The sequence below is a fragment of the Methylophaga sp. genome, from assembly GCF_048266885.1.
Taxonomy (GTDB): domain Bacteria; phylum Pseudomonadota; class Gammaproteobacteria; order Nitrosococcales; family Methylophagaceae; genus Methylophaga.
The window spans coordinates 142,796-166,260 of sequence record NZ_JBLWYR010000002.1; the positions used below are offsets into that span (position 1 = coordinate 142,796).

Sequence of the window (23,465 nt, forward strand, 5' to 3'; positions counted from 1 at the left end):
ATTTCATTAGGGAATTGTCATGACATCAATTGAAATATGGGCCATCGGCATTGTTGCAGTTGTGATTGCAGGGATTGTTGGTTTTCTAATAGGCCGTCGCCAACCCGTTGGCAGCCCAGAACAATTGAAACAACTGACTCAGGCGCATGAACGTCAATTATCGCAAACACAAGCCGAGTTAGACGCCTATCGTGAAGAAGTGCATAGCTTTCATGAAAAAACAGCCAATCTGTTTGTCTCAATGGCGGCACCGTATAAAGAGATGTTTGATCACTTGACCGAAGGTTACGACAAACTGGGTAACTTCACTGAACGCAAAGTACTGCCAGATCGCGCCGGTGCATTGTTAGATGGCCCAGATGCCAACAAACATATTCCACCCGAGTTAACGGGCGATTTAAAACCCAATCCTGATTACACCAAAGTGAATCCTACCGCGGTGCAAAAGGACTACTAATCGGTTTTTATCCCGTGCAGCAACTGCGCTAAACCACTTTCACGTTGATGTCGACGTAACACAGCCTGCTGTAATACAGGCTGTGTCGACAAAATCTGCACAGTTTGCCGCGCTCTGGTGAGTGCGGTATACACCAGTTCCCTGCTCAATACTGCTGAATCTTCTTCCGGTAACAACAAAGCAATATGGTCAAACTCTGATCCCTGACTTTTATGTACCGTCATCGCAAATACGGTTTCATGTGCCGGTAATCGGCTCAGTGGCAACCAACGCAACTCTTCACCAAACAAAAAACATGCCTGCATTTCGCCATCAATATTAGGCAATATCAGACCAATATCACCATTAAACAGATTCTGCCGATAATGATTCTGCGTGATCATAATCGGTCTGCCGGGATAAAATGGCTGTGCTGTTCGCCAGCCACGTTTTGCCAGCAAGTTAGTCATCATCTGATTGACTGCATAAACCGACTGGCTTCCCTGTTTAACCGCGCATAACACCCGAAACTGTTCAAATGCCTGAATACAACTGACGGCATCGGCACGTTGTTCAATCGCATTGATATAAAACTGATAGCCAGTTATTAACTGGGCATGGATATGTTCTGTACTGGGCGCAACCAAAGCAGAAGGTGTTTGATTGACCAATAAATCCGTGACCTGCCCCGCATCGCCCTGATTGACTGCCAAAGCTAATTGACCAACCTGCCCGCCCGCTGCAAAGCGATAGCTGTGCTGTAATTTAACCAGACTGTCTTGCAAAGGATTTATGTTGCCTGCTGGGGGTAAATCAATCTGGCTGATGTGTTTTACCCATGAGCTGAACTCAGCTGAAAAGCTCGGCTGATCGGCACATAAGTTAGCGAGCACTGCGCCGGATTCCACTGAGGCGAGTTGATCACTGTCACCCAATAAAACTAACCTTGCATGCAAAGGTAAAGCTCTCAAGGTGATGGCCATCAAATTGATATCAATCATCGACGCTTCATCGACAATTAATACATCAATAGGCAATGGCCGTTCTGCTGAATAGCGCCCCTGATCAAAACGGGCACTGATGCCCAACAAACGATGCAGGGTTTTGACGGCGTATTGTTCGCCAGTATGTCGGCTTATTGCCTGCTGCAAACGTGCTGCGGCTTTACCGGTGGGCGCTGCCAAGGCAATTCGCGGTGTGGCTTCCAGTAATTGCAGACACTGCAACACCTTTAACACCACCGTAGTTTTACCGGTACCGGGACCACCGGAAATCACACATAACTGGCGTTGCAAAGCACTTAATACCGCAACTTTTTGCCAGTCGATATCGGGCAGATTATTCTGCCAATCAGCCATAAACGCCTGCAGCTTGGATGTTTCCGGCAGCACATCCGTTGTTGTCAGCCGTTGTTGTATGGCGGTGGCTACCTGTTGCTCAGACTGCCAGTAGCGATATAAATACAGCAAGCCATCAGTAGTCAGAATCAATGGTTTGAATTCGCCCGGCAGCCCCACCACCTCACTGTTTTTCAGCTGTTTTAACCATTGCGAAGACTCAGGTAACGCCTCCTGAATAGCTGGATTCTGTGAATAAAAGTCATGCAGATTAAGGCATACATGGCCTTCACTGATGGTTTCGCTAAGCAAACCTGCGGTTAAAGTCACCAATGGATCTTCTATTTGCTGTTGACGACAAATATAAGCAGCAAACTGATAAGCCAACTCAGAAAAACCGGCTTCTCGCAGCAGCTTCAACGCATTCATAAGTCACCTGCCATCAGCTGATCCAGTGCTTCCAATAATTGCCGATCCAGCAGGTCAAAATACACTCCGGTTTGTGAACACTCCGGTTGCATACCGCGTAAAAACAAGTAATACACCCCACCAAAATGCAACTCCGGATCATAATCCTGCAGGCGCTGTTTTAAATGCCGGTGTAATGCCAAGCTGTAAATCAGATACTGCAACGGATAACTGTGACTGATCATGGCATTTTGCAGGGCATCACCTTGATATTGAGATGAGTCAGATCCCAGATGATTGGATTTATAGTCAGCGATATAAAACCGACCTTCGTGTTCAAACACCAGATCAATAAAGCCTTTCATAAAACCGGTCAGATCCTGAAAATACAGATCATTCGCCAGTTTCTGCCAGACCGAATCCTTAGCAGTTTGCTGCAGGACTTTTTTCAGCGCTGACATATTCAATCCGGCCACCGGAAAATAAAACGCCATTTCATTAATGCGCTGGCTGGCTGGTAAGTCAAACAGGCGCAGCTTATTGCCAGCATCTAGTGGCGTTTTTAATACGTCCTGCAGCCATTGACTGACAACGTCTGTCCATTGGATATCAAGGCCAAATTGGGGCAATAAGCGTTCAACGGTTTGTGATATCTGCTGAGGGGTTGCCGTATCGAACTCAATATTTTCCAGACATTTATGCAGGAAATTACCGGCCTGTCGGCCACGCTCAAAGGCAAAGCGATCTTTGATATTCCGCTTAATGCTGGTTTCAGCTTCAGCGGTAACCGGCTCGGCATCATAATCCGGTTGTTCGGAAACATGACCCCTGCTTAACAGTGAAAAGCTGCCAATCCGCCAGGGTTTATGGATCACGCCTTCAAAACTTCTGGCTTGATAAACGGTTGTTGCAGATTGATCGCCTTGATAAACAAGCGGTGCTTGCGGTTGATAATCGGCCACAGCAATGTTGCCGGCACTGCTGGCTGCCAAAGCCTTTAAATCTTCACGCATACCGGCAGAGTTTTCTGTGTGCAATAGCTGATACAACGCAGATTGTTGTATCTCCTTAACATTGCCCCAGACAATAACGCAGCGCTCTCTAGCGCGGGTTAAGGCCACATATAACAGTCGCAACGCCTCTGCATGTTGTTCTTCTTCAGCAACCTGCTGCGCTTCGGATAATAAAGGGTCAGCCAAGGCGACACTGGGTTGATACTGGTTTTGCGGATCATGAAACTCCACAATATCGGTTTTGTTTTTAGTAGTTCTTGCAGTCCAGCTGAATGGGCAAAACACAATCGGATATTCCAGACCTTTACTCGAATGAATAGTCATGATTTTGACCAGCGCCGCATCACTTTCGAGTCGCAGTTGCGCGGTTTCATCTTCTGCGGCACTGGCTTCCTGCTGTCTGGCAAACCACTGATTGACGGATTCAATATGATGGTTCTGCCGCGCTGATTCCGCCTGAATCAATTCGGCCAGGTGCAGGAAATTGGTCAGTTGTCGTTCACCATCAGCCTGTTTAAGCAAACGTTGCAGACCATTATCCAATTGCAATAAAGCACGGAACATTGCCATAAAACCGGATTGTTGCCAGCGCTGTTGTAATAGCTGCAGCTGATCCATTAATTCATTCCAACGTAATTCATTCTGCTGAATGGCATACAGCGCCTCAGCAGAATATTGATATAAGGGTCCGGCCAATAGCGTGCTGAGACGTTGCTGATGATCCGGTTGTGCCAACGCCAGTAATAAACAAAAAATATCCGCCGCCTGCTTGGAGGCAAACACATTTTCCTTGCCCTGCTGCACACTGTTAATGCCTCGTAATCGCAACGCTTGTTGAATCAACTGGGCTTGCCGGTGATTAGGCACTAACACGGCAATATCACCACCGGTTAATGGTCGTGATTGTTTCGTGTCTTCATCCAGCAACCGGGCTTTATTGTCGGCAGCCAAATTTAATAAGCGGGCGATTTCATTGGTCGTTTGCTCAACGGCTACCGCAGTCATCACTTCTTTGGTCAGTGGCTTATCACTGTCTACATAACAGAACTGTAAAGCTGCCTGCCCGCCGTCATCCACTTGCAACGCCGGCTGTTCATTACGTGACGCATCGACTTCAACAAACGGGATCTGCTCATAGATAAACGGCGCTGGCTTTTGCATAAACAGGCTATTCACTGATTCAACCAGTGAGATATGTGAGCGCCAGTTTTTGCCTAATGTGTAAGTTTGCTGGGCATCCTGTTTGGCTTGCAGATAGGTGAATATATCCGCACCACGGAAACTGTAAATCGCCTGTTTGGGATCGCCAACAAAAAATACCGGCAAGCCGCTGGCAGCAAATACCCGGCGGAAATTATCGTATTGCACCGGATCGGTATCCTGAAACTCATCAATCAACGCAGCTTTAAACTGTTCACGTAATCTGGTGACCAGCCACTCACCTTGTGGCCCTTGTAATGCCTGCGACAGATTGATCAACAAGTCATCATAAGACTGCACTTGCTGCTGGATTTTCTGCTGGGGTAATTGCTCACGGATAAAGGTCAGCAACTGCAATCTTAAACGTTGCAGGGCCAGTGCATTTTGATTCTGATAATCGCTAAAGGCCTGATGAAAATCCTGACAAGCCTGCCAGAACTCGGCATAGGGTAATTCCTGTCCGTCAACCAAAGCCTCTTCCAGTCGACTAACGGTAAACCGGTCAAACTGCTCAAACACCATGGAAGGCAAACTGGTTTCATTCAGCAGATTTTCAAACATCTGAACCCAGGATTTGACCCAATCGGCACGATATTTTTTGCCGCTGAGGATCTTTTTATTGTTCAACATTGCAATGTAATCATCACGATGTTGTTGCCAGAGTTGTTGAACATTCTCAAAGCTTTGGCTGGCAGCCTGTTTTGCCGCGTGAGTATCCACTTCAGGCAAGTCCTGAATCTGCAGATACGGTTTACCTACCAGATTGCGAATCGCTTGCAGCAGTGTTTCCGGTGTCTGTTTTTTGGCTAATAAATAGGCGCTGAAATCGTTATCGACCTGCACCACATTTTTGCGCCAAAAATCATCGGTGACGGCGAGTAATAGATCACGATCATCGCCAATCAAATCCATTTCAAACGGACTGCCGGACTCAAAAGCAAAGTCTTTCAATACCTGCTGACAAAAACTGTGAATGGTAAAAATCGCCGCTTCATCAAAGCTTTGAATCGCGACATCCAATCGGTTTAAATCCGCAGTGCGCTGTGGTTGTTTATCCAGAATCAGTTTGCGTTCATCACTGAGTTTTTTACGCAATCGATCCCGCAATTCCTGCGTTGCAGCGCGGGTATAGGTCACCACCAGAATCTGATCGACATTAAGCTGATGTTCCAGAATCAGACGCAGATACAAACCGGCCAACGTAAAGGTTTTACCTGTCCCAGCACTGGCTTCAATCAGATTGACGTCATGTAACGGGGTGGTGTCGAGATCAAACTGCTTCATAGTTTGTCTCCTTGCATGGCATCCCAGATGGGTTGATAAACACGCAAGCTCAAGTTCTGGAATTCATCGGTTAACGGTGATTGTTGAAACAGTAATTGATGATAAGGATCAGCATCCTCACCTGCCGTAAAACCTGACGTCCAGGCCTTATAGGCTTCTTTTTCCGGGTCCGCCTTGCCAGCATTGAGCTCGGCTGTGGCATACGCCAGACTGGTCTTTGGCAAAAACGGGATAGGTTGATGCAAGCCTTGCCAATAAATATCCAATAACTCAGCCAGAAGTTGTTGTGGATTTTCAACTGGCTGCAACATCAGATAATTATCTTCGCATTGCAGCTGACTGTGTAAGGCTACGCCTTCCGGTTGCAGGCAATTCAACACTAGATGCGAACACCACAAACCCAGCAGATCCTTGGCTTTCATTTTCGCCAGCCGGTAATGCAATAGTCCTGATTTGGAAAGCCCTTCAAGCTGTCCGGTGAGCGTAAACCCCTCACAGTCAAACTCGAATGCCAGAGGCGGTATCGGCTCAGCGGTTCTCAATGGCTGTAATTTGTCAGTAAATGCATCGACGGTTTCAAGCTGCTGGTCAAATAGCAGTTCACCAAAATGGCCATGCGGTAAAATGCCGCTGGCGTTGATTACTGGTTGAATCTGACTCTGGTCTATTTTTGCTAAACGGCCATCTAACATTTGCTGACGCATTGACCAGGCTTCCAGTCCATCCAGAGCAAAAGGCTCACGGATTTCCAGCGTGGCATCCTCATTTTCATAAAAAATGCCCAGACGATGTTGTGCCAGAAACTTTGCTGGGTGACTGAAAAACTGTATCAGTTGCTTGAGGCTGACAAAGCGCCAGCTGTCATCGGCATCCGGCAGTTTATTTTCAAACCAGCTTTCGGTTTCAGTCTGTTTTTGCGGTGGCGGACAGGCATCGGCATTAAAACTGAACAGCTTGTTATCTTCAGCAGAAAAATAGCGTGGACTGAATGCCTGCAATGGATGCCTTGTGAGTAACTGCTCCCAGATCTCATCGCCCTGCTCGGTTTGAAAACGTCTGCTCAGCACATCATTAAAGTCACTGACCAACACCGAAGGTGGAATCACCGCATTGTCATGAATACTGGCGCCGACATAACTGATATACAGATGCCGGTTAGCCGACAAAATCGCTTCCAGAAATAGATAACGATCATCATCACGACGTGAGCGATCTCCTCGCCGGTAATCACTGGAAAGTAAATCAAAACCCGGTTTCGGTTGCCGACGTGGATAGCTATTGTCATTCATGCCAATCAGGCACACCACATCAAACGGAATGCTGCGCATCGGCACCATGTCGCAGAATGTGAGGCCACGGCCCATAAACTGATGTTCGGCACCCGGTAATTCAATATGCAAATCCAGCCAGTCACGCACCAAATCAATCGATAAGGTTTGTTCAAAGCCGACTTGTTGGGCAGATTCGGTCAATGAATTGATGCATTTTAACACGGCATCCAATTGCAGCTGTTCGTTCTCATCGCCGATTTTAAACAACCTGCGAAGCCAATCCGCCAACACAATTTGCCAGTCGGCTGGACTACACGGTCTGTTTAACACATCGCGTAATTGACTCAGCTGATCAATAAAGGCATTGAGCTGTGCCATTAACTGCGCACGTTCACCGGAGATCCCGCTGACGGGGAGTTGGTTATTAAATAACTGCCATTGATCGCGTTCTGCCGGTGGCAAGGCATAGCCCAGCAATAAGCGGTCAAGTCCGGCTCGCCAGGTATTGGCATCCAAAGCTGCCAGGCCAAGTTTTTGTTTATCCTGACCGTTAAGTCCCCAACGTATATGGGTTTCTCTCAGCCAGCCTCGGATGGTGTCGAGGTCACTATGATCCAGTCTGAACTGACGCTGGATAGCCGCGCATTCCAGCAGACGCATAATGGTTTCAGCATCAAATCGTGATTGTGGCAAAGCCAGCAAATCGGTAAAGGCCGAAATCAGCATTTGCTGCTGGGCATCACCACGATTGGCAATGCTGAATGGAATGAATCGCTCAATAGGCTGGCTGCTGAAAACAGCTTCTATCACCGGGGCATATTTTTCGATATCCGGTGTCATTACCACCACATCGGTCGGAGATAAATCAGCATGTTTTTCAAACAGATCCAATAATTGATCATGCAACACTTCTGCTTCACGCATCGCGCTATGGCAACTGTGGATCTGCACAGAGTCATCGTCGCTCTTCACCATAATGGTGTCGTTATCACTGTCGAGCTGATAAATATCCTGCTTGAGCTGAATCAGTAAATCGCTGGCTTGCGGTTGCAAATAGAGCATTTCCGCTTCATGGGGAATGGCCTGCAACTGTTCAAAGAAGGTCTGTCCCAGTTTGCCCAGACTGGCTAATAAAGGATGGCCGTTATCAGCGAAATCTTCTTCATCATCAAATAACAGGCGTTGTTTGGCCTGAGATTTTTGATTCAGCAAATCCCCCCAATATCCTTCACTGGGTGACAGAAAATAAATCGAGACGTCAGTAAATTCAGCGATTTCCGCCAGCAAATCCAAATAGATGGGCGGCATGGCAGTCAGCCCGAAAATGGCAATTCTGGGCGGTAAGATTGAAGTTGGAAACTGTTTGTTTTTCAGCGATTGTTGCATCTTTTGCAGCAACCGTGCCCGATGCATCGGTTCGGCATCATCCTGTGTCAGCAATCGCCATAATGAACCCTGCCAGTTATTTGTTTTACCTGCTTCCCATTGAGCAATCCAATCTGGGCGATACATTAGATATTGGTCAAAACTGTCCGCAATACGTTGTGCCAGATCGAGCATTTTTCGGGCGTCATCAATTTCGCCAAGATAGCGACTTATCGCTTCAAATTCCGGTTTTTTTCTGATCGTTGGCAGCAATTCGAAGATTTCCAGGCTCATCGCATCGGTCGAGTACGGCGATTCGCGGGGAATTTCCGGCCAGACTTGGCGGAATAGCTTCCACAGCCAGGCAGAGGGAAACGGAAATTCAATATGTGCAGCAATCGATTGATTGGAAGCGAGATACAGATTGAGCCAGCGGGCCAGCTCATTACTCTGCACCATCACGGTTTCAGCCTGAAGTGGTGGCAAGGGATCGCGTTGTTGACTCTCAGCCAGATGTGCAGCCAGCTGCGACATCGAATTGCTGTAGATCACATTCAGCATGTTAGGTTTTCCAAAGCTTAAAAGTGAATTGTGCTGACACAACTAATCACAAAATTTGTCGGGCTCGTTATACAGAGTGAAAGTCATTTATTCAAAAGGCATTATGCTATCTCAGCTATCTACTAACCAGCCTTTTGCCACCGCCCGTTCGATATTGTGTGTTATCCACTGGTGAATTTCTGGAAATAACTCTGCAATGAAAGCATGTGCTCCTGCGACCTGCGACTTTCTCACACTGTGCTCTTTCCACGGTTTGCCATCGTTATTAATATTCAATAAAAATGGCAGTAATCGATCAACAACCTTAAGTAACATCGCCTCCCTGCTGCTACCTAACTCCTGCTCTTCCCATAAATCGCTAAGATCGTTAATGCTGTTTCCTGGATGATCGCTTAACCTTTGCAGACAAGTGCGTTCAGCATGATGGGCTGCACTACGATCCTTGGCATATAAAAAGGTATCGCCCGCATCAATTTCACCCAAATCGTGGACCAGAGCCAGCTTCAACAATGTTTCCATATTAAGTTGAAGAGTAAAATATTCGGCAATGGACCAACAAGCCATCGCCAGATGCCAGGAATGTTCTGCCGAGTTCTCACGACGTTTTCCACCGGAAATAAAACTGCGCCGTTCAACATGCTTAAGCGCATCTAATTCCAGAAAAAAGGCTGTGATACTGTTGAAATTGGTATCTGTTTTATTCTCAGGCGACATTATTTATCCGTTGAATCACTTTTGGGCAAAGCTTCGATGGATTGCAGCACTTTGCGAGTGATCGCTTCGCGTTTGTGCAAGTCCTCAAGCCGGTTTGGTGTATCAATGTTCAAGGCAAAAAAAACTGGTCCGGTTGGCCATTCAACCCAGCCTACCCACCAGCCTATTTTGCCTTCCCATCCTGTCTTGGCACGGAGTATCCACTCCTTTCCGGCTTCGACAATCATAATATCTTTGACCAAACGCTGGTCCGCTTCATCAAACGGCAACTCATTTAAATACAGTTTTTTCAGAAAGCCGATCTGTTCCTGAGCAGTAATCCGCAAATTGCCATCAATCCAATAAGTACGGGTATCGCCAGTGGGATCAGCATTGCCATAATCGATTTTGGTCAGATAGTCACGGGCCTTGTCCAATCCAATCTTTTCACCAAATTGCTCATAGACCCACACAGCAGAATTGCGCATCGATGAACGCAAATCCTGATCTTGATTATGCTGGGCAAAACTACGCTCCACACCATCCCATGGAAATAGTTGAAATTCATCTTTGACGATACCGGCATCCAGTGCAAACAAAGCATGAGGGATTTTAAAGGTTGAAGCCGGTGGCAAACGTTGTTGAGATCTCGGCTCATTAAACACCATTAGTTTTGACGCCCCCTTACGCAGATCCATCACAACAATCGTGCCTTGCGAAGCATAGTTATCAAAAATGGTCTGCCAGTCTGACCTAACTTCTGTATCTACTTCAGCGAATGTATTTGCAGATAAGAATAAACCACAAAGAATAAAAATCAGCGCTACGCGATTCATAAAAGTCCCTTCATTAGCTGATCATGAAAAAGGCGCCAAAGCGCCATTTATTGAAAAATATAATGTTGATTACAAGATATTAGGCAGAAACCATTATCTTTGCACCCAATAACAGAAGTTTATTGTAAAACTCATCAGCTCAAGACAAAACTGTTTTGTTAACACCATCAAGAGGTAAATATTGATTGGATATGATGTTTGGCTTGAGCTTTACGATGAATCTTCTTGCACATCAGATGGATGGTTTTTTTTGAGCCTAACAATATTTTTGGTTGATCGAAATAAGCTTGAAAAAACACCACTATATTTCTGTCACTCCAAAGACCATTCAAATGCCGAATAAAAGTTGTTAAATCATGGATGACAGCATTTTTTTTAAAAAAACGATGTTTTAACTTTTCAAGATCAATCAGTTTTACATCCCATTGGTTGGCGAGCTGACGAACCATAATATGTTTTGGGTAAAGACAATTATGTTGGTAATGGTATTGGTGTAGCTGACGGATTACTTTCGCAATGCTGGTTAGCAATGCATTTCTATCCCGGGGATGTAGGGCCAGAAGGTCAATTTTATCCAGGCTGACATATCCTTCTAAAGCTTTGGTCACCAGAACGGCTTTGGATGCTTTTGTTTCAAAATATAAAACATCCAGAGTTGGGATGTTTTTAGCATTCAATGATTGAATATTAAGGTATTCACGCAAAAACGTGGGAATGCCTTTAATCGGATGCATTAACGTTTTAGTGACATGATTTTCTTGTCTTTTGATAAAGACTGTTTCCGGTTTCCCGAAGCTATCAACCACACATTTCACTACGCCACTCCAGCCTCCACGTCGAATATTGGGAGCTTCAAACCAAGGTGCGTTATTAATCCAAAAGGCATCGAACATATCAGTGGTCTGGCTTGTGGAAAAGCCTGAGAGACTCATGTTGTTTGACATCACATATTCTCATCTTTTTCGAGAATATAAGTTCGCCACATCGCGTATTTAGGCAGAAAATCTAGATGATCTTTTATACGAAAACCAGCTTCAGTAAACTCTTTTTCAATAATCTGTTTTGGAATGACATATCGGTTTTGATAATCTCGATCTGCCCTGCTGGATTCGAGTTTTTTACGTTTCCAGGCTTTCACATTTCCATCCACCCACAATGAGACAATCACTGTTGATTTAGTGACACGGTGAAATTCTTTTAATAGCTTAAGACGATCTTCGGATTGACCTATATGGTGTAGTAAACGGATGCAGAAAATAGTATCTACATAACCGTCACTAACGGGTAACGAAAAAGCTGATGCTTTAAAGGTATGTATTTTCTTCGAAAGTTGTTTTTCACGATATTGCAACCCAATATCAATCATCTTCTGACTATTGTCGCTGGCGAAAACACTTCTTTCAGGGTTTTCCGTCAGTACCTCCCAAAAACGTCCTGTGCCACAAGGAACATCAAGCACAGTAAGGGGATTACCGGCGATTTTTAAGGCATTTCTAGCGACCTGCTGATCTCGCCAATTTGACAATTTTCTTGCTAAACCATCTGCATGCTTATAGAAGTAGGCTTTAGCATGAAGTTCATTATATTTTTCTGAAAATTCAAGTTGATTGGTATCGAGGTTTGACATCAATGACATGCTCACTCTGATAAGACAAGGAGGTGGCATTGTCAGCCTTCAAGCTTAAGGGAAACTTAAGTTTATTTAGATACATTAAAAAGCAAGAAAATGAATACAGTAGTGATTTATCTATCACACATCCCCCCTAAATAAGCTTGTTTTTAAAACATAACTTTATGTCGCAAAGAGTCTGCTGATTTAGTAACTATTCACCTGAAAATAAAATCGGAAAATCATAATGAAAAAACATACTGAAGCGCATAAAACACAGCATGTTGGTTGGCTTCGTGCCGCAGTTATGGGGGCAAATGATGGCATTGTTTCTACAGCCAGCCTTATTGTGGGTGTAGCTGCGTCAGGAGCATCAACGGAGATCATCTTTATGACTGGCGTAGCAGGCTTGGTTGCCGGTGCCATGTCCATGGCGGCAGGAGAATATGTATCAGTGAGTTCTCAGGCTGATACTGAAAAAGCCGATATTGAGCGTGAACGCATGGAGTTAGCAACTGATCCGCTTCATGAGTATGAAGAATTGACTGCAATTTACATTCAACGAGGTCTGGATAGGTCTTTAGCCCAACAAGTAGCAAAACAACTGATGGATACGGATGCTTTGGCTGCTCATGCCCGAGATGAGCTGGGAATTTCTAAGGAATTTACCGCTCGTCCCGTACAGGCAGCCTTTTCATCTGCTGCTACCTTTACCGTTGGTGCTTTACTGCCATTGGTAGTTGTGCTTTTAGTTTCAAGCAATCAATTGGCTATAAGTGTTTCCATCAGCGCTCTAATAGCATTAGCGGTCTTAGGAACAATATCAGCATTGATTGGCGGAGCATCAGTTGCAAAAGCCGTCACACGAGTTGTGTTTTGGGGAGCATTGGCAATGGGTTTGACCGCTTTGGTTGGTCGTTTTTTTGGAGTGTGAGACCGTTTCGGGATACATTCTTGAACTCAATTTCCGGGAACCCGCCTCTTTAAGATAACGTTCAGCAATCGGTATTTTTGATGCTTTGTAGTGTTTAAGCATAAAAGCCCCCCAATGTTGATGTCCAACAATTGGGGGGTGACTTCAAAAAGCAGCTTTTAATAAAAGTGATGTAAATCATTCCTGCTTAATCAAATAAACATTTTTCAAGCCTTTAGGAGAAAGCGAACCATCATCATTAATCACCAGAACCTCTTCATCCTCCTCGCTCAACGCGATGAATATCTCGTTACCATCAACCCGATAGTCATATTCCTGCATCTGTCCTTTTTCACGGATCATGACTTTGCCATTTGATTCAAAAGTATAGTTATAGATGCCAATATCATCAGCATAAGTGCCTTCTAATCCTGAACCACATGCTGTCAGCCACAGAGAAAATAAGCCAATCATCAGTATTTTTTTCATCTGTCTGTCCCTTATAAAGTAGGTTTACTACTGCCAGCCAATCTGGCTTTAGTCGCTTCGGTTTTCAGTTGCTCTACCCATTCCATTGATTTGAGATTGGCTTTTACCCATGTCGGCGCGTCTATCATCGTGGCAGTGACGCTATTGGCGGGTGCGTCGGGCTGCAACATGCCCATTTGATAGACGAGATAACCTGCACAATCATCAACACTGGTCAGTTTGGTATTTTGAAACCGATCCAAGAAATAACGATTTCCACTTGATAAAAAGATACTCTTCATAATTTGATCTATATCGGGTGACATCACCAGGTTAGTTGAAGAAAAACAACTCTGTTTCCCTTCGGGAAACCACCAGACCAGCCGACTTCCCATTGTCTGAGGTTCACCATATTTATCGTTCAGAGCCGCCATATATTGACCTATCGTGGTGGGATTATTTCGCGTGGTTATCATGCGAGTTATGGCCACCACCTTCGACTGTTCCGGCGGGGGCGAAAAATACACGACAAAGCTGTCCTGGTCCCGGCCTTTTTCACCCATTACTTCTTTTGCAGTTGTGACGCTGTGCAGGAAAGACTCTGTTTTGTGAAGTTCAGCCCCGTCGTGGTACTGAAAATATTGATGTTGCTGCTGGATACTTTCCGGTTTGGCACCATAATCAAGCAGCGTTTGTTTTACTTCTTCAAAGGTCATACCTAATTTCAAACCGACAATATCAAAATCGTTAGCCCAAGTCGGTGTCATCAAAGTCAAACAAAAAACGCCGAACATATATCTTATATACTGTTTCATACCCCCTCCTTGAAATTTTCTGGAAATAAATCCAGCTTTACTTTTAAGTTATTTATTCATAAAAGACAAGCACTTAAATCATTTTAAAAAGGGGTAATTGCTTCACGTTAAGACTAAAACAAAAACTACTCAGGATAATGACGAATGTTAGCTGTGAAGCAGTGTCTTAACAGCATCCACCACCATCCAGAGGTAGTGTATGAAACGGATTTTACATATTTCAGATTTACATTTCGGCCGCTTAATCCCAGAAGTGGTAACCGCTCTTAAACACAAAATAGCGGAATTGGATCCTGAGCTAGTAATCATTAGTGGCGATCTGACACAACGTGCCAAAACCAGTGAGTTTATCGAAGCATCCAATTTCCTCGACGCGCTTCCAACACCGTATTTAATCGTGCCGGGCAATCACGATTTAAGCACATACCGTGTTCACGAACGCTTTCTTTATCCCTGGAAAAAATGGCAACGTTTTATTGCGGAAGATTTAGAACCGACAACGGAAACAGCTACATATAAAGTCATCGGCATCAACACGGCTAGAAGAGTCGGAAACTCTATGGATTGGTCCAGAGGCCGTATTAATGCCCAGCAAATCAAACGGATTAATGCGTTTTTTGAATCAGCCTCACCTCAGCAAATCAAAATTCTGGTATCACATCATCCTTTTTGGTTACCGACTGGGCATGAACATCGTGGTTTGGTTAGTGGATCAGAACAAGCTTTCGAGAATTTTCAGAACAACGGGCCAGATATTATTCTCAGCGGCCATGTGCATCTCGACTACTGTCATGTGTATGGAGGCATAATTGTGTCGCATGCTGGCACAACAACTTCTGACCGTTTATTACCGGGATTCCCCAATAGTTTCAACATGCTAGAAGGCAACCCGAACAATATATTGATTTCTCGTTATCATTGGTCAAACGGTAATTTTGCCTATCTGACCAAGCAATCTTTTATTAAACAGGACGATGGTTGGTTTGAACAGTAATGTGTGATTAGAAAAAAGCTGTCGAACAATAATAATTGAGTTAGTCGAAGTTAAAGTCGCTAGTCATAAAAGATGGTTAACTATCGCCTTAATACTGAAATATATTGATGCCAATGGAAAGGGATATCGAGTCATGAAAACAAAAAGTCGCTTTATCGAACGTTTGGGTTGGTTCCTTGATGAAAGCATTACCTTACCCGGTGGTTACAAAATTGGGCTGGATGGGTTTATTGGTTTGATCCCTGGCATTGGTGACTTTATTGGTGGCCTGTTATCCAGCGTGATTATTTACAAAGCCCATCAGATAGGTGTGCCGCGAATGGTGCTAGGTAGAATGATCATAAACATGATGATCGATACTGTACTGGGGGCGATTCCAATAGCTGGCGACGTGTTTGACTTTGTCTGGAAAGCCAACAAACGTAATGTTGCTTTACTTGAGGATTATCAGCTACAACCCAAAGAGGTTTATCGCAAATCTGTAATACAAAACGTGTTATTTATTGCTTTATTACTGGGCATACTTGTTCTTATGATCGCCTTAATCAGTTGGGTAATTGGTTTATTAATCACAGCGATTAACAGCTAACTGACCAAATTGGACGTTTATCCCAAGCATCACTTGGATTATCAGTAGCCAAAGTATCTACTTATGCTACTCCTCACAGAAGAGGACAACTTTATGAATACACTTACGTTAAATCGCCTGCTTTTCATGCTGTTGATGATATTGCTAACCCCTTTTTCTGCAATAGCCGGTGAAAAAGTTTTAATTGTCGTCACCAGCCACGGTTTTATTGGTGAAAACGAAGCAGAAAGTGAACGTGAGACCGGTTATTTCCTCTCTGAAGTAACTCATCCCTATTACGAATTCAAAGCCGCTGGTTTTGATATCGATATTGCCAGCCCTAAAGGTGGCTTACCGCCGATGGATCCTGGCAGTTATAAATTATCGGATGATGATAACAATCGCTTTGTAGAAACGCCTGAAGACTGGCAAAAGATGGAATTCACGTTAAAACTGGATCAGATTAACGCCGCAGATTACGCCGCTATTGTATTTGCAGGTGGTCACGGCACCATGTGGGACTTTCCAGACAATCCTGATATCCAACGATTAACCCAAGAGATTTATGAAAATCAGGGTGTGGTTGCTGCGGTCTGTCACGGTCCTGCCGCGTTGATTAATGTCACATTATCGAATGGCGACTATCTGGTAGCTGATCGCAAAGTCAGTACGTTTACCAATTTAGAAGAACGCATCGTCCGACTGTACAGCGATATGCCGTTTTTACTGGAGCACCGATTAGAACAACGCGGCGCTAATATCAGCAAAGCTTGGATTCCATTTATGGAAAAAGTCAGCGTCGATGAACGTTTAGTCACTGGACAAAACCCGAATTCGGCTAGAGCGATGGGTATAGAAGTCGTACAGTTATTGCAAAATCGTTAAGCTCTACAGGTATCATTTATCTTGCCCGCGCTAGGGCTTGTTGCTCTTTCATCTCCGCCTCTGTTGTGAGCTGAAAAAGCGTCAATCAAGGCACGAGGAGCGCCTTTTAGTTGTTCTAAATAAGTGACGAGCAAAGCTTCCGCATCCTGCTCACGCTCCTGACCTACATCCATGTAGGCAACGCAGAGTGGCGCTTTTTCAGTCACAACCCGAAGGGCTGGAACTATTTTTGCACCCGCCTGCGTTGTCAATCACTTATGTAGGATGGCTATACGGCGTGCTTTCCGCCTTGTAGGACACAAAAATAGTTACAGCAGTGGTGGATATGAAAGAGCAACAAGCCCTCGTGTTTTGTTTTTTACTTGAACTTCATCGCTAGCAAGTGGACTGACTGGAAACCCTTTATGGAGAAAACAGCTATGTCTCGTCTGCTTTACTGTGTATTTCTTATATTCGCATTGCCAGTCATGGCATCGGAAAATTACGGCCCAAGACTAGAAGGTTTTGATTACCCGTTTGCCGTTGACTATTTCCAGTTTGACTCTCAAGGCCAGCAACTTGAAATGGCCTACATGGACATCCGGCCTGAAACGCCAAATGGTCAGACAATTGTATTGCTGCATGGTAAAAACTTCTGTGCAGCAACTTGGGAAGGCACGATTCATTTTCTGGCAGATAATGGCTATCGGGTGATTGCCCCTGACCAAATCGGTTTCTGCAAATCCAGCAAACCTGAACATTACCAGTTCAGTTTTCATCAGCTCTCTGCGAATACCAGTGCGTTACTGAAACAACTGGATGTAAAAACTTACCTAATCATGGGCCATTCGATGGGCGGCATGTTGGCCACCCGTCATGCATTACTGAATCCTGAAAAGATCGAACAGTTGGTCATGGTCAATCCGATTGGTTTGGAGGATTGGATGGCCAAAGGTGTTCCATATCGCTCTATTGATGACTGGTATCAGAATGAATTGAAAACCAATGCTGACAGTATTCGAAAATATCAACAAAACACTTATTACGCCGGAAGCTGGGAGCCCGGATACGATCGTTGGGTAAATATGCAGGCAGGCATGTTTACCGGCCCTGGAAAGAAAATTGTTGCCTGGAATTCAGCTCTGACCTATGACATGGTGCTTACCCAGCCAGTGTTTTATGAATTTGAGAATCTACAAGTGCCTACTCTACTGCTGATAGGTGAACAGGATAGTACGGCGGTCGGTAAAAACCTGGCGCCAGAGACTCAACGTGCAGAACTTGGCAATTATCCAAAAATCAGCCAAGAAGTGGCTGACAGAATTCCGAATGCCACTTTAATTACATTTAAAGAATTGGGTCATTCGCCTCAAATTCAGGCTCCGGATAAATTTCATCAGACCTTGATTGAAAATCTACTTCGCCCCTAAAAATCCGAGTAAAAGCCAACAAAAGAAAAGGGCCGCAAAGCGGCCCTTCAATTTTTACATTACGTCGATTCTTACCAACGCATCATACGTCTGATAATGCCGTCATTTCTGTACGAATGGTAAATCGCCCCGCTGACATGCACAGCGACTAATGCCAACAGAATCCATGCGGAGTACGTATGTAACTCACCCCAGAATTCATTCATATCTTCGTTGGCTTCAGCAATGCGTGGCAAGGTAAATGACCACCACACTACGGTATCCCACTTGGTATGCGCCGAAGAGAGATAACCACTGATACAGACAAAAAAGATCAGACCATAAATGGCAATGTGCGCCAGAATCGCTGACTTATGCATCCACGGTGTCATATCCTGTGCCGACGGCGGTGCAGGTGGATACTTAAATCGCATGTACAGCATGACAATCAGCAGCACCACCAGCGTTAACCCGATGTTTTTATGTAATTGAAATGGGAAAGCGCGGAATTGAAGTTCCTCAGACGGTAAAGGTAACCCCATCATCCACCAGCTAGAAATGAAGAGAAAAAATATTGATACGGCCAGCAACCAATGAAGGACTACGACCGCTCTGTTAAAACCTTGTCTTTGCATAATATCTTCCAATTAATTATGTATGAGAATTAGGCAACGTCGCGATGAATGCGTGCCGCTTCAGTATGTCGACCTGCTAAGGCGCCGACTAATAACATTAAGTGCAGAAGAAACCACAGCAAAATGCTCCATAGATACATCCCTCTTAAGATGGGGCCGGCATTCACAACGGTGGCGAACTGCAGTAAATCGATTGCCGCCAATCCCGCAAACACCACTACGGCGGCCGTAGAAGACCACGATGTGTAATTCACCAGTGCACCACCAATGATCACAGAGGCAAACGCCAGGATCGTGCCGATTGCTGCCAGCGTCATCATCGTCTCAGGGAATCCTTCAGGAGTGGCTTGTGCAACACCTTGAACATAATCAACAAGGAACTCACACTGCGCCAGTGTGATGCCTTCTTCATCAAGCTCACCTAACGGACAATCGGCCGCAGGCATTTCGCCTGATGCCGGCATATTGGAAGTGATTACTGATTGTTTCATGAGCTCTGTACCATGCATTGCTGTCAAAAACACACCAAGCATGATCGCCACCACGCCAAGAATACTGGCCCAATTAGGCGTCGAGCTACTATTTAAATCGTTAGATACCATAAGCACCTGCCCTTGATTATTATCAATTAATTATTATTGAACGGTACCGTCTAGATGACGTTTACCACTCTCTCCTTGTGGTCTTGCAGCACTATCATTTTCTGCACAACTTAAGACGATGAAAGATCCACAGGACCCATTAAACGTTTGGCAATTTTGAGCACAGCAATCATCCCTGCTCAATCTCTTCTCTCGCCTTTGCCAAACGAATAAAACCTGTGACAAGTAGGGTTTTTATAAGTTCACATCACAGGAATTGCTCCTGCTAATAACAAAAACAACTATTAATGAGCTCAATCAGCAAGACAAATTTCTGTCCCTAAAATAAGCGTGTATCCTTTACCTATCGCTTATCGTATTGAACCCGCTAAACCATGAAACAAAGCCAACTCCCAATCAAAAAACTGCTATTGAACTGTGATATGGGCGAAAGTCTAGGACCATGGTCGATGGGAATGGATGAACAGGTTATGCCCCTGGTGGATATGGCCAACATTGCCTGTGGTTTCCATGCTTCCGAGCCATTGACCATGACACGAACAGTGTTATTGGCAAAACAATCTGGTACACAGATTGGTGCCCATCCGAGCTATCCTGATTTAATCGGCTTTGGTCGCCGCAGCATGCAATGCACCCCTCTCGAAATCATCTCGATGGTGCAATATCAAATTGGTGCGCTGGATGGCATCTGCCGTGCTCATGAAGTGGGTGTTGACTATGTGAAACCGCATGGCGCGTTATATAACGACATGATGCGAGACAACGATATTCTACGAGCCATAATGGAGGCTATCGCTTCTTATAATAACAAGCTGCCGTTAATGGTTTTGGCCTCTACTGATAATCACAAAACCGAGTCAATTGCTGCCGAGTTTGGCATCAAATTGCTATTCGAAGCTTATGCTGATCGGGCTTATGAAAATAACGGTTTGCTGCGTCCACGCAATCAAGAAGGTGCAGTATTCCATTCGGAACAGCAAATCCTTGAGCAAGCCTTATTACTAGCAACGGAAGGTAGCGTGATCAGTCGCAATGGCCAGCGATTAAAACTCGATGCCGACACCTTATGTGTGCATGGCGATAATGCAGAATCGGTTAAAGCGGTTCGCCATATCCGCAACTCGCTCAACAAACTTTACCGATTATCATGAAACTTCAGTTTCAGATTGAACACTCAGGTCCCGACGCGGTAGTGATTCGTTTTGGTGAACAGATAAACACCGATCTTGTTCCGGTTATTCGGGCAGCAACCAAGCGCTTACAACATACTTTGCAGGAAGAAATACGCGGGCTAGTACCAAGCTATACCACCTTAATGCTGTGTTATGACCCACGAAAAAATGACTTTCCCAGCATCCAGGAAAAAATCCAGCTGCAACTGAGTGAGTTGACTATCTGCAACTCTCAATCTGGCAAATTAATCGAAATTCCGGTGTGGTATCACCCCGATGTCGGTCCCGATTTACAACATGTCGCAGATTACCATCAGATCAGCATTGAACAGGTTATCCAGCGGCATACTGAAATGACCTATCAAATTTTTGCTATCGGTTTTGCACCTGGCTTTGCCTATATGGGCAATGTAAACAAACAACTCGCCACGCCCAGACTGAGCACTCCTCGGCCCAATGTGGTTGCGGGATCAGTTGCGATAGCCGATCTGCAAACCGCGGTTTATCCCATCAGCACTCCCGGTGGCTGGAATATATTGGGCCGTACCACAATGAAAATGTTTGATCGTGAAAGTCCAAAACTATGCCCTGTTTTACCCGGTGATCGCGTTAAGTTTGTTTCGGTCAGTAAAAATGATTTTCTGCTGGCCGGAGGTCAGCTTGAATGAACTTACCGGGTTTAAAAGTAGTTAAACCCGGCATTCTGACGCTAGTACAAGATCTGGGTCGCTTTGCCTATCAACATATTGGCCTTTCACCCGGCGGGGCGGCTGATGAACACGCGTTCTTATGGGCAAACCGTTTACTCAATAATCGTTCTAATAGCCCTGCGCTGGAGATTTGTTTTGGTGGATTGCAACTAGAAGCATTCGCCAAGACCAATATCGCCATCACCGGCGCTGAGATGAATGCCACCATCAATGACCAACCTATTAAAAACTGGCAAACGCATACTCTCAATGTCGGCGATAAACTGAGTTTTGCCCATGCCACTTCTGGGATACGCAGCTATCTGGCGATACAGGATGGCTTTGAGTTACAACCCAGTTTTGGTTCTGTCGCTACCGTGATGCGAGAAAAAATCGGCGGCATTGACGGCTACGGCAATCCTTTAAAGACCGATGACTTTTTGCCTTGCAGCCAACACAAACCAAAATTAACCACGCATGTCCCGCCGTTATTTATTCCGGATTATCAGCAACCATTAATTCTGAGCGTAATTGCCAGTGAACAAACCGATCAATTTGACCCAACTGAATTGGAAAAGCTTTATCACTGGACCTATCGTATTTCGCCACAAAGTGATCGCATGGGCATTCGCCTAGAAGGTGAACCGATCGCGGCTAAAGTGAACGGCATTATTTCCGAAGGGATTGCCTATGGCACCATCCAACTCCCCCCAGATGGCCAACCGATCATCCTGCTGAAAGATCGCCAGACGATGGGCGGCTATCCTAAGCTCGGCACAGTGTTTGTACTTGATGCCTTTTTGCTGTCTCAGCAACAGGCCAATACCGAAATCCGGTTTACTCAAATTTCGTTAGAAGAAGCACAGGAAAAACTGCGTTATTTCTATCGGTTTTTTGGGGTGTAGGTTTCATTAAATTCAGCCGATTGTTTTGTTGCTTTGCCCATGATAATGTGTGTATAAATTTTAAATATATACACATAGGTGATTTATGAGAACCAACATCGTTATAGATGACAAATTGATGGCTGATGCTCTAAAAGCATCGGGTTACACCACCAAAAAAGAAGTTGTAGAACAAGGTCTTAAACTGCTGCTTCTGCGAAGTCAGCAACAGAATATTCGTAAGCTGCGCGGTCGAATTAAATGGGAAGGTGATCTAGAAGAAATGCGAGGAGGCAAATGATACTAGTCGATACCAGCGTTTGGATCGACTACTTCAATGGCGTTCAGAACCAACATACCGATACACTCGATGCCGGAATTATCGAAGGTACTGTTGCCATGGGTGATTTGATTTTCCTGGAAATCCTGCAAGGCATCCGCAACGACCGCGATTACCGTTTAACCAAACAGACCTTGCTTACGCTGGAGCGACATGAAATGTTTGGTGAAGGCATACCTGAAAAATGCGCTGAAAATTATCGTGTACTCCGCAAAAAAGGCATCACCATCCGTAAGACAACGGATGTCATTATCGCCTCTTTCTGTATCGAACAGAGAATACCGTTACTCTTCCTGGATCGAGACTTCATTCCGTTCGTCGAACATCTTGGTTTAGTCTCAGTGTTACCATAAGCGCAATAAACACCGTCCCTGACTCTGTACCTAACAGCCCCGAAACAACCACGCATGAATTAACTTGGTATAGCGCGGCATCACCACATAGACCATCATTAACACCGCTATCCCCGTGATCATCAAGCTATCCAGATAATGATTATCGGGCAGTCCCAATTTATGAAATGGCGGAAGTAAAAACGGCAATATCAACACCAGCGGATAGATAGCTGACCAGGTGACCAGTGCCTGTTTCCAACGAACGGGAGTTTTGGTATTCGCCTGCTCTGGGGTAAACCAGAAATCCAGCCCGCTGTTGATATAAAAATCGTCACCTTTTACCAGCAATGGTGAAACCTGAGTGATCAACTCACTGCGTTTGGCCGATTCCATCCAGCCACGTAAATTTGATTGGTTATTAAAACGGATAATAATCGTATAGGTTTCGGTCAATCCAGCGATGGGACGGATCACATTCAAATCCAGATGCCCCGGCGAACTCTTACAATGCGGAGCAATTTCATTTAACCATTCTTCGTATTCGGGATGTTTGTCTTTATCAACCTGATGGGTAATAACTGCCGTAGCGCCATGGGTTAACGGATCCACACGATTTTGTTGCATAACCATTTCCTAAAATACAAAGTTGCCGGATAAATGTTCCACAAACAAAATATCAAGTCATAGGTTTTTTATAAAATATTATCGTAGATATCAAAATGATTTAGGGCCAGTGCAAACATACTGAGTGTTCACACTGGCCC

Annotated in this window: 23 protein-coding genes; 11 read left to right on the plus strand and 12 right to left on the minus strand. The window is 44.9% G+C overall.

All coding sequences use genetic code 11. From position 1 onward, the window contains the following. Nucleotides 1-19: 19 nt before the first annotated feature. Nucleotides 20-457 carry a YhcB family protein gene (locus ACN0V2_RS01790; protein ID WP_417549076.1) on the plus strand — a complete coding sequence of 146 codons (438 nt, stop codon included), beginning with the start codon at nucleotides 20-22 and terminating at the stop codon, nucleotides 455-457. Here the strand turns inward: ACN0V2_RS01790 and recD are convergent. The 7 genes from recD to ACN0V2_RS01825 all read right to left on the minus strand — a co-directional run bounded on the left by recD (nucleotide 454) and on the right by ACN0V2_RS01825 (nucleotide 12,040). Further along, nucleotides 454-2,202: an exodeoxyribonuclease V subunit alpha gene (gene recD / locus ACN0V2_RS01795; protein WP_417549077.1), complete on the minus strand. Its 1,749-nt coding sequence runs from the start codon at nucleotides 2,200-2,202 to the stop codon at nucleotides 454-456. The genes ACN0V2_RS01790 and recD overlap by 4 nt on opposite strands. Beyond that, nucleotides 2,199-5,678 (minus strand): exodeoxyribonuclease V subunit beta, encoded by a 3,480-nt coding sequence (gene recB / locus ACN0V2_RS01800; RefSeq protein WP_417549078.1) that lies wholly within the window; start codon nucleotides 5,676-5,678, stop codon nucleotides 2,199-2,201. The genes recD and recB overlap by 4 nt, the downstream gene beginning before the upstream one ends. Beyond that, complete coding sequence (recC, locus tag ACN0V2_RS01805; protein ID WP_417549079.1) at nucleotides 5,675-8,875, minus strand: exodeoxyribonuclease V subunit gamma; 3,201 nt, start codon at nucleotides 8,873-8,875, stop codon at nucleotides 5,675-5,677. Before recC ends, recB begins: the two co-directional genes overlap by 4 nt. A 111-nt stretch (nucleotides 8,876-8,986) precedes the next feature. Next, nucleotides 8,987-9,589, minus strand: a complete 603-nt coding sequence (locus tag ACN0V2_RS01810) for an HD domain-containing protein (protein WP_417549080.1) — start codon at nucleotides 9,587-9,589, stop codon at nucleotides 8,987-8,989. Continuing rightward, nucleotides 9,589-10,404, minus strand: coding sequence for a class D beta-lactamase (gene blaOXA, locus ACN0V2_RS01815; RefSeq protein WP_417549081.1), 816 nt, complete (start codon nucleotides 10,402-10,404; stop codon nucleotides 9,589-9,591). The genes ACN0V2_RS01810 and blaOXA overlap by 1 nt, the downstream gene beginning before the upstream one ends. A gap of 167 nt (nucleotides 10,405-10,571) precedes the next feature. After that, nucleotides 10,572-11,348: a lipopolysaccharide kinase InaA family protein gene (locus ACN0V2_RS01820; RefSeq protein WP_417549082.1), complete on the minus strand. Its 777-nt coding sequence runs from the start codon at nucleotides 11,346-11,348 to the stop codon at nucleotides 10,572-10,574. Continuing rightward, nucleotides 11,348-12,040, minus strand: coding sequence for a class I SAM-dependent methyltransferase (locus ACN0V2_RS01825; protein ID WP_417549083.1), 693 nt, complete (start codon nucleotides 12,038-12,040; stop codon nucleotides 11,348-11,350). Before ACN0V2_RS01825 ends, ACN0V2_RS01820 begins: the two co-directional genes overlap by 1 nt. Before the next feature lie 220 nt (nucleotides 12,041-12,260). Between ACN0V2_RS01825 and ACN0V2_RS01830 the strand changes: the two genes are divergently transcribed. Further along, entirely contained in the window at nucleotides 12,261-12,947 is a 687-nt protein-coding gene (locus ACN0V2_RS01830) for a VIT1/CCC1 transporter family protein (RefSeq protein ID WP_417549084.1), read from the plus strand. A gap of 177 nt (nucleotides 12,948-13,124) precedes the next feature. Here the strand turns inward: ACN0V2_RS01830 and ACN0V2_RS01835 are convergent, their stop codons facing one another. Together ACN0V2_RS01835 and ACN0V2_RS01840 are read right to left on the minus strand one after the other, a co-directional pair. After that, nucleotides 13,125-13,415 carry a hypothetical protein gene (locus tag ACN0V2_RS01835; RefSeq protein WP_417549085.1) on the minus strand — a complete coding sequence of 97 codons (291 nt, stop codon included), beginning with the start codon at nucleotides 13,413-13,415 and terminating at the stop codon, nucleotides 13,125-13,127. Between the two features lie 11 nt (nucleotides 13,416-13,426). After that, a complete protein-coding gene (locus ACN0V2_RS01840; RefSeq protein ID WP_417549086.1) occupies nucleotides 13,427-14,209 on the minus strand; it encodes a hypothetical protein in 783 nt (260 codons plus the stop codon). A 199-nt stretch (nucleotides 14,210-14,408) separates the two neighbouring features. Here ACN0V2_RS01840 and ACN0V2_RS01845 point away from each other — a divergent pair, with 199 nt between their 5' ends. The 4 genes from ACN0V2_RS01845 (at nucleotide 14,409) to ACN0V2_RS01860 (ending at nucleotide 18,065) form a co-directional block, all read left to right on the plus strand. After that, nucleotides 14,409-15,203, plus strand: coding sequence for a metallophosphoesterase family protein (locus ACN0V2_RS01845; RefSeq protein ID WP_417549087.1), 795 nt, complete (start codon nucleotides 14,409-14,411; stop codon nucleotides 15,201-15,203). Between the two features lie 133 nt (nucleotides 15,204-15,336). Continuing rightward, on the plus strand, nucleotides 15,337-15,792 hold the full coding sequence (locus tag ACN0V2_RS01850; protein WP_417549088.1) for a DUF4112 domain-containing protein: 456 nt from the start codon (nucleotides 15,337-15,339) through the stop codon (nucleotides 15,790-15,792). A gap of 93 nt (nucleotides 15,793-15,885) precedes the next feature. Further along, entirely contained in the window at nucleotides 15,886-16,656 is a 771-nt protein-coding gene (locus ACN0V2_RS01855; protein ID WP_417549089.1) for a type 1 glutamine amidotransferase domain-containing protein, read from the plus strand. A gap of 467 nt (nucleotides 16,657-17,123) precedes the next feature. Further along, nucleotides 17,124-18,065: an alpha/beta fold hydrolase gene (locus ACN0V2_RS01860; RefSeq protein WP_417549120.1), complete on the plus strand. Its 942-nt coding sequence runs from the start codon at nucleotides 17,124-17,126 to the stop codon at nucleotides 18,063-18,065. Between the two features lie 71 nt (nucleotides 18,066-18,136). Here the strand turns inward: ACN0V2_RS01860 and ACN0V2_RS01865 are convergent, their stop codons facing one another. Both ACN0V2_RS01865 and ACN0V2_RS01870 read right to left on the minus strand, forming a co-directional pair. Further along, nucleotides 18,137-18,679, minus strand: coding sequence for a cytochrome b (locus tag ACN0V2_RS01865; RefSeq protein WP_292399762.1), 543 nt, complete (start codon nucleotides 18,677-18,679; stop codon nucleotides 18,137-18,139). 29 nt (nucleotides 18,680-18,708) lie between these two features. Next, nucleotides 18,709-19,281 carry a hypothetical protein gene (locus tag ACN0V2_RS01870; RefSeq protein ID WP_417549090.1) on the minus strand — a complete coding sequence of 191 codons (573 nt, stop codon included), beginning with the start codon at nucleotides 19,279-19,281 and terminating at the stop codon, nucleotides 18,709-18,711. A gap of 374 nt (nucleotides 19,282-19,655) precedes the next feature. On the opposite strand from ACN0V2_RS01870, the gene ACN0V2_RS01875 reads away from it, so the two are divergent. The 5 genes from ACN0V2_RS01875 to ACN0V2_RS01895 all read left to right on the plus strand — a co-directional run bounded on the left by ACN0V2_RS01875 (nucleotide 19,656) and on the right by ACN0V2_RS01895 (nucleotide 22,719). Continuing rightward, a complete protein-coding gene (locus tag ACN0V2_RS01875) occupies nucleotides 19,656-20,432 on the plus strand; it encodes a 5-oxoprolinase subunit PxpA (protein ID WP_417549091.1) in 777 nt (258 codons plus the stop codon). Next, complete coding sequence (gene pxpB, locus ACN0V2_RS01880) at nucleotides 20,429-21,121, plus strand: 5-oxoprolinase subunit PxpB (protein WP_417549092.1); 693 nt, start codon at nucleotides 20,429-20,431, stop codon at nucleotides 21,119-21,121. The genes ACN0V2_RS01875 and pxpB overlap by 4 nt, the downstream gene beginning before the upstream one ends. Continuing rightward, on the plus strand, nucleotides 21,118-22,047 hold the full coding sequence (locus ACN0V2_RS01885; protein WP_417549093.1) for a biotin-dependent carboxyltransferase family protein: 930 nt from the start codon (nucleotides 21,118-21,120) through the stop codon (nucleotides 22,045-22,047). The genes pxpB and ACN0V2_RS01885 overlap by 4 nt, the downstream gene beginning before the upstream one ends. A gap of 85 nt (nucleotides 22,048-22,132) precedes the next feature. Beyond that, nucleotides 22,133-22,327 (plus strand): type II toxin-antitoxin system VapB family antitoxin, encoded by a 195-nt coding sequence (locus tag ACN0V2_RS01890; protein ID WP_417549094.1) that lies wholly within the window; start codon nucleotides 22,133-22,135, stop codon nucleotides 22,325-22,327. After that, nucleotides 22,324-22,719: a PIN domain nuclease gene (locus ACN0V2_RS01895; protein ID WP_417549095.1), complete on the plus strand. Its 396-nt coding sequence runs from the start codon at nucleotides 22,324-22,326 to the stop codon at nucleotides 22,717-22,719. The genes ACN0V2_RS01890 and ACN0V2_RS01895 overlap by 4 nt, the downstream gene beginning before the upstream one ends. Before the next feature lie 30 nt (nucleotides 22,720-22,749). On the opposite strand, the gene ACN0V2_RS01900 is transcribed toward ACN0V2_RS01895, so the two are convergent. After that, nucleotides 22,750-23,325, minus strand: a complete 576-nt coding sequence (locus tag ACN0V2_RS01900; protein WP_417549096.1) for an antibiotic biosynthesis monooxygenase — start codon at nucleotides 23,323-23,325, stop codon at nucleotides 22,750-22,752. Nucleotides 23,326-23,465: the final 140 nt, after the last annotated feature.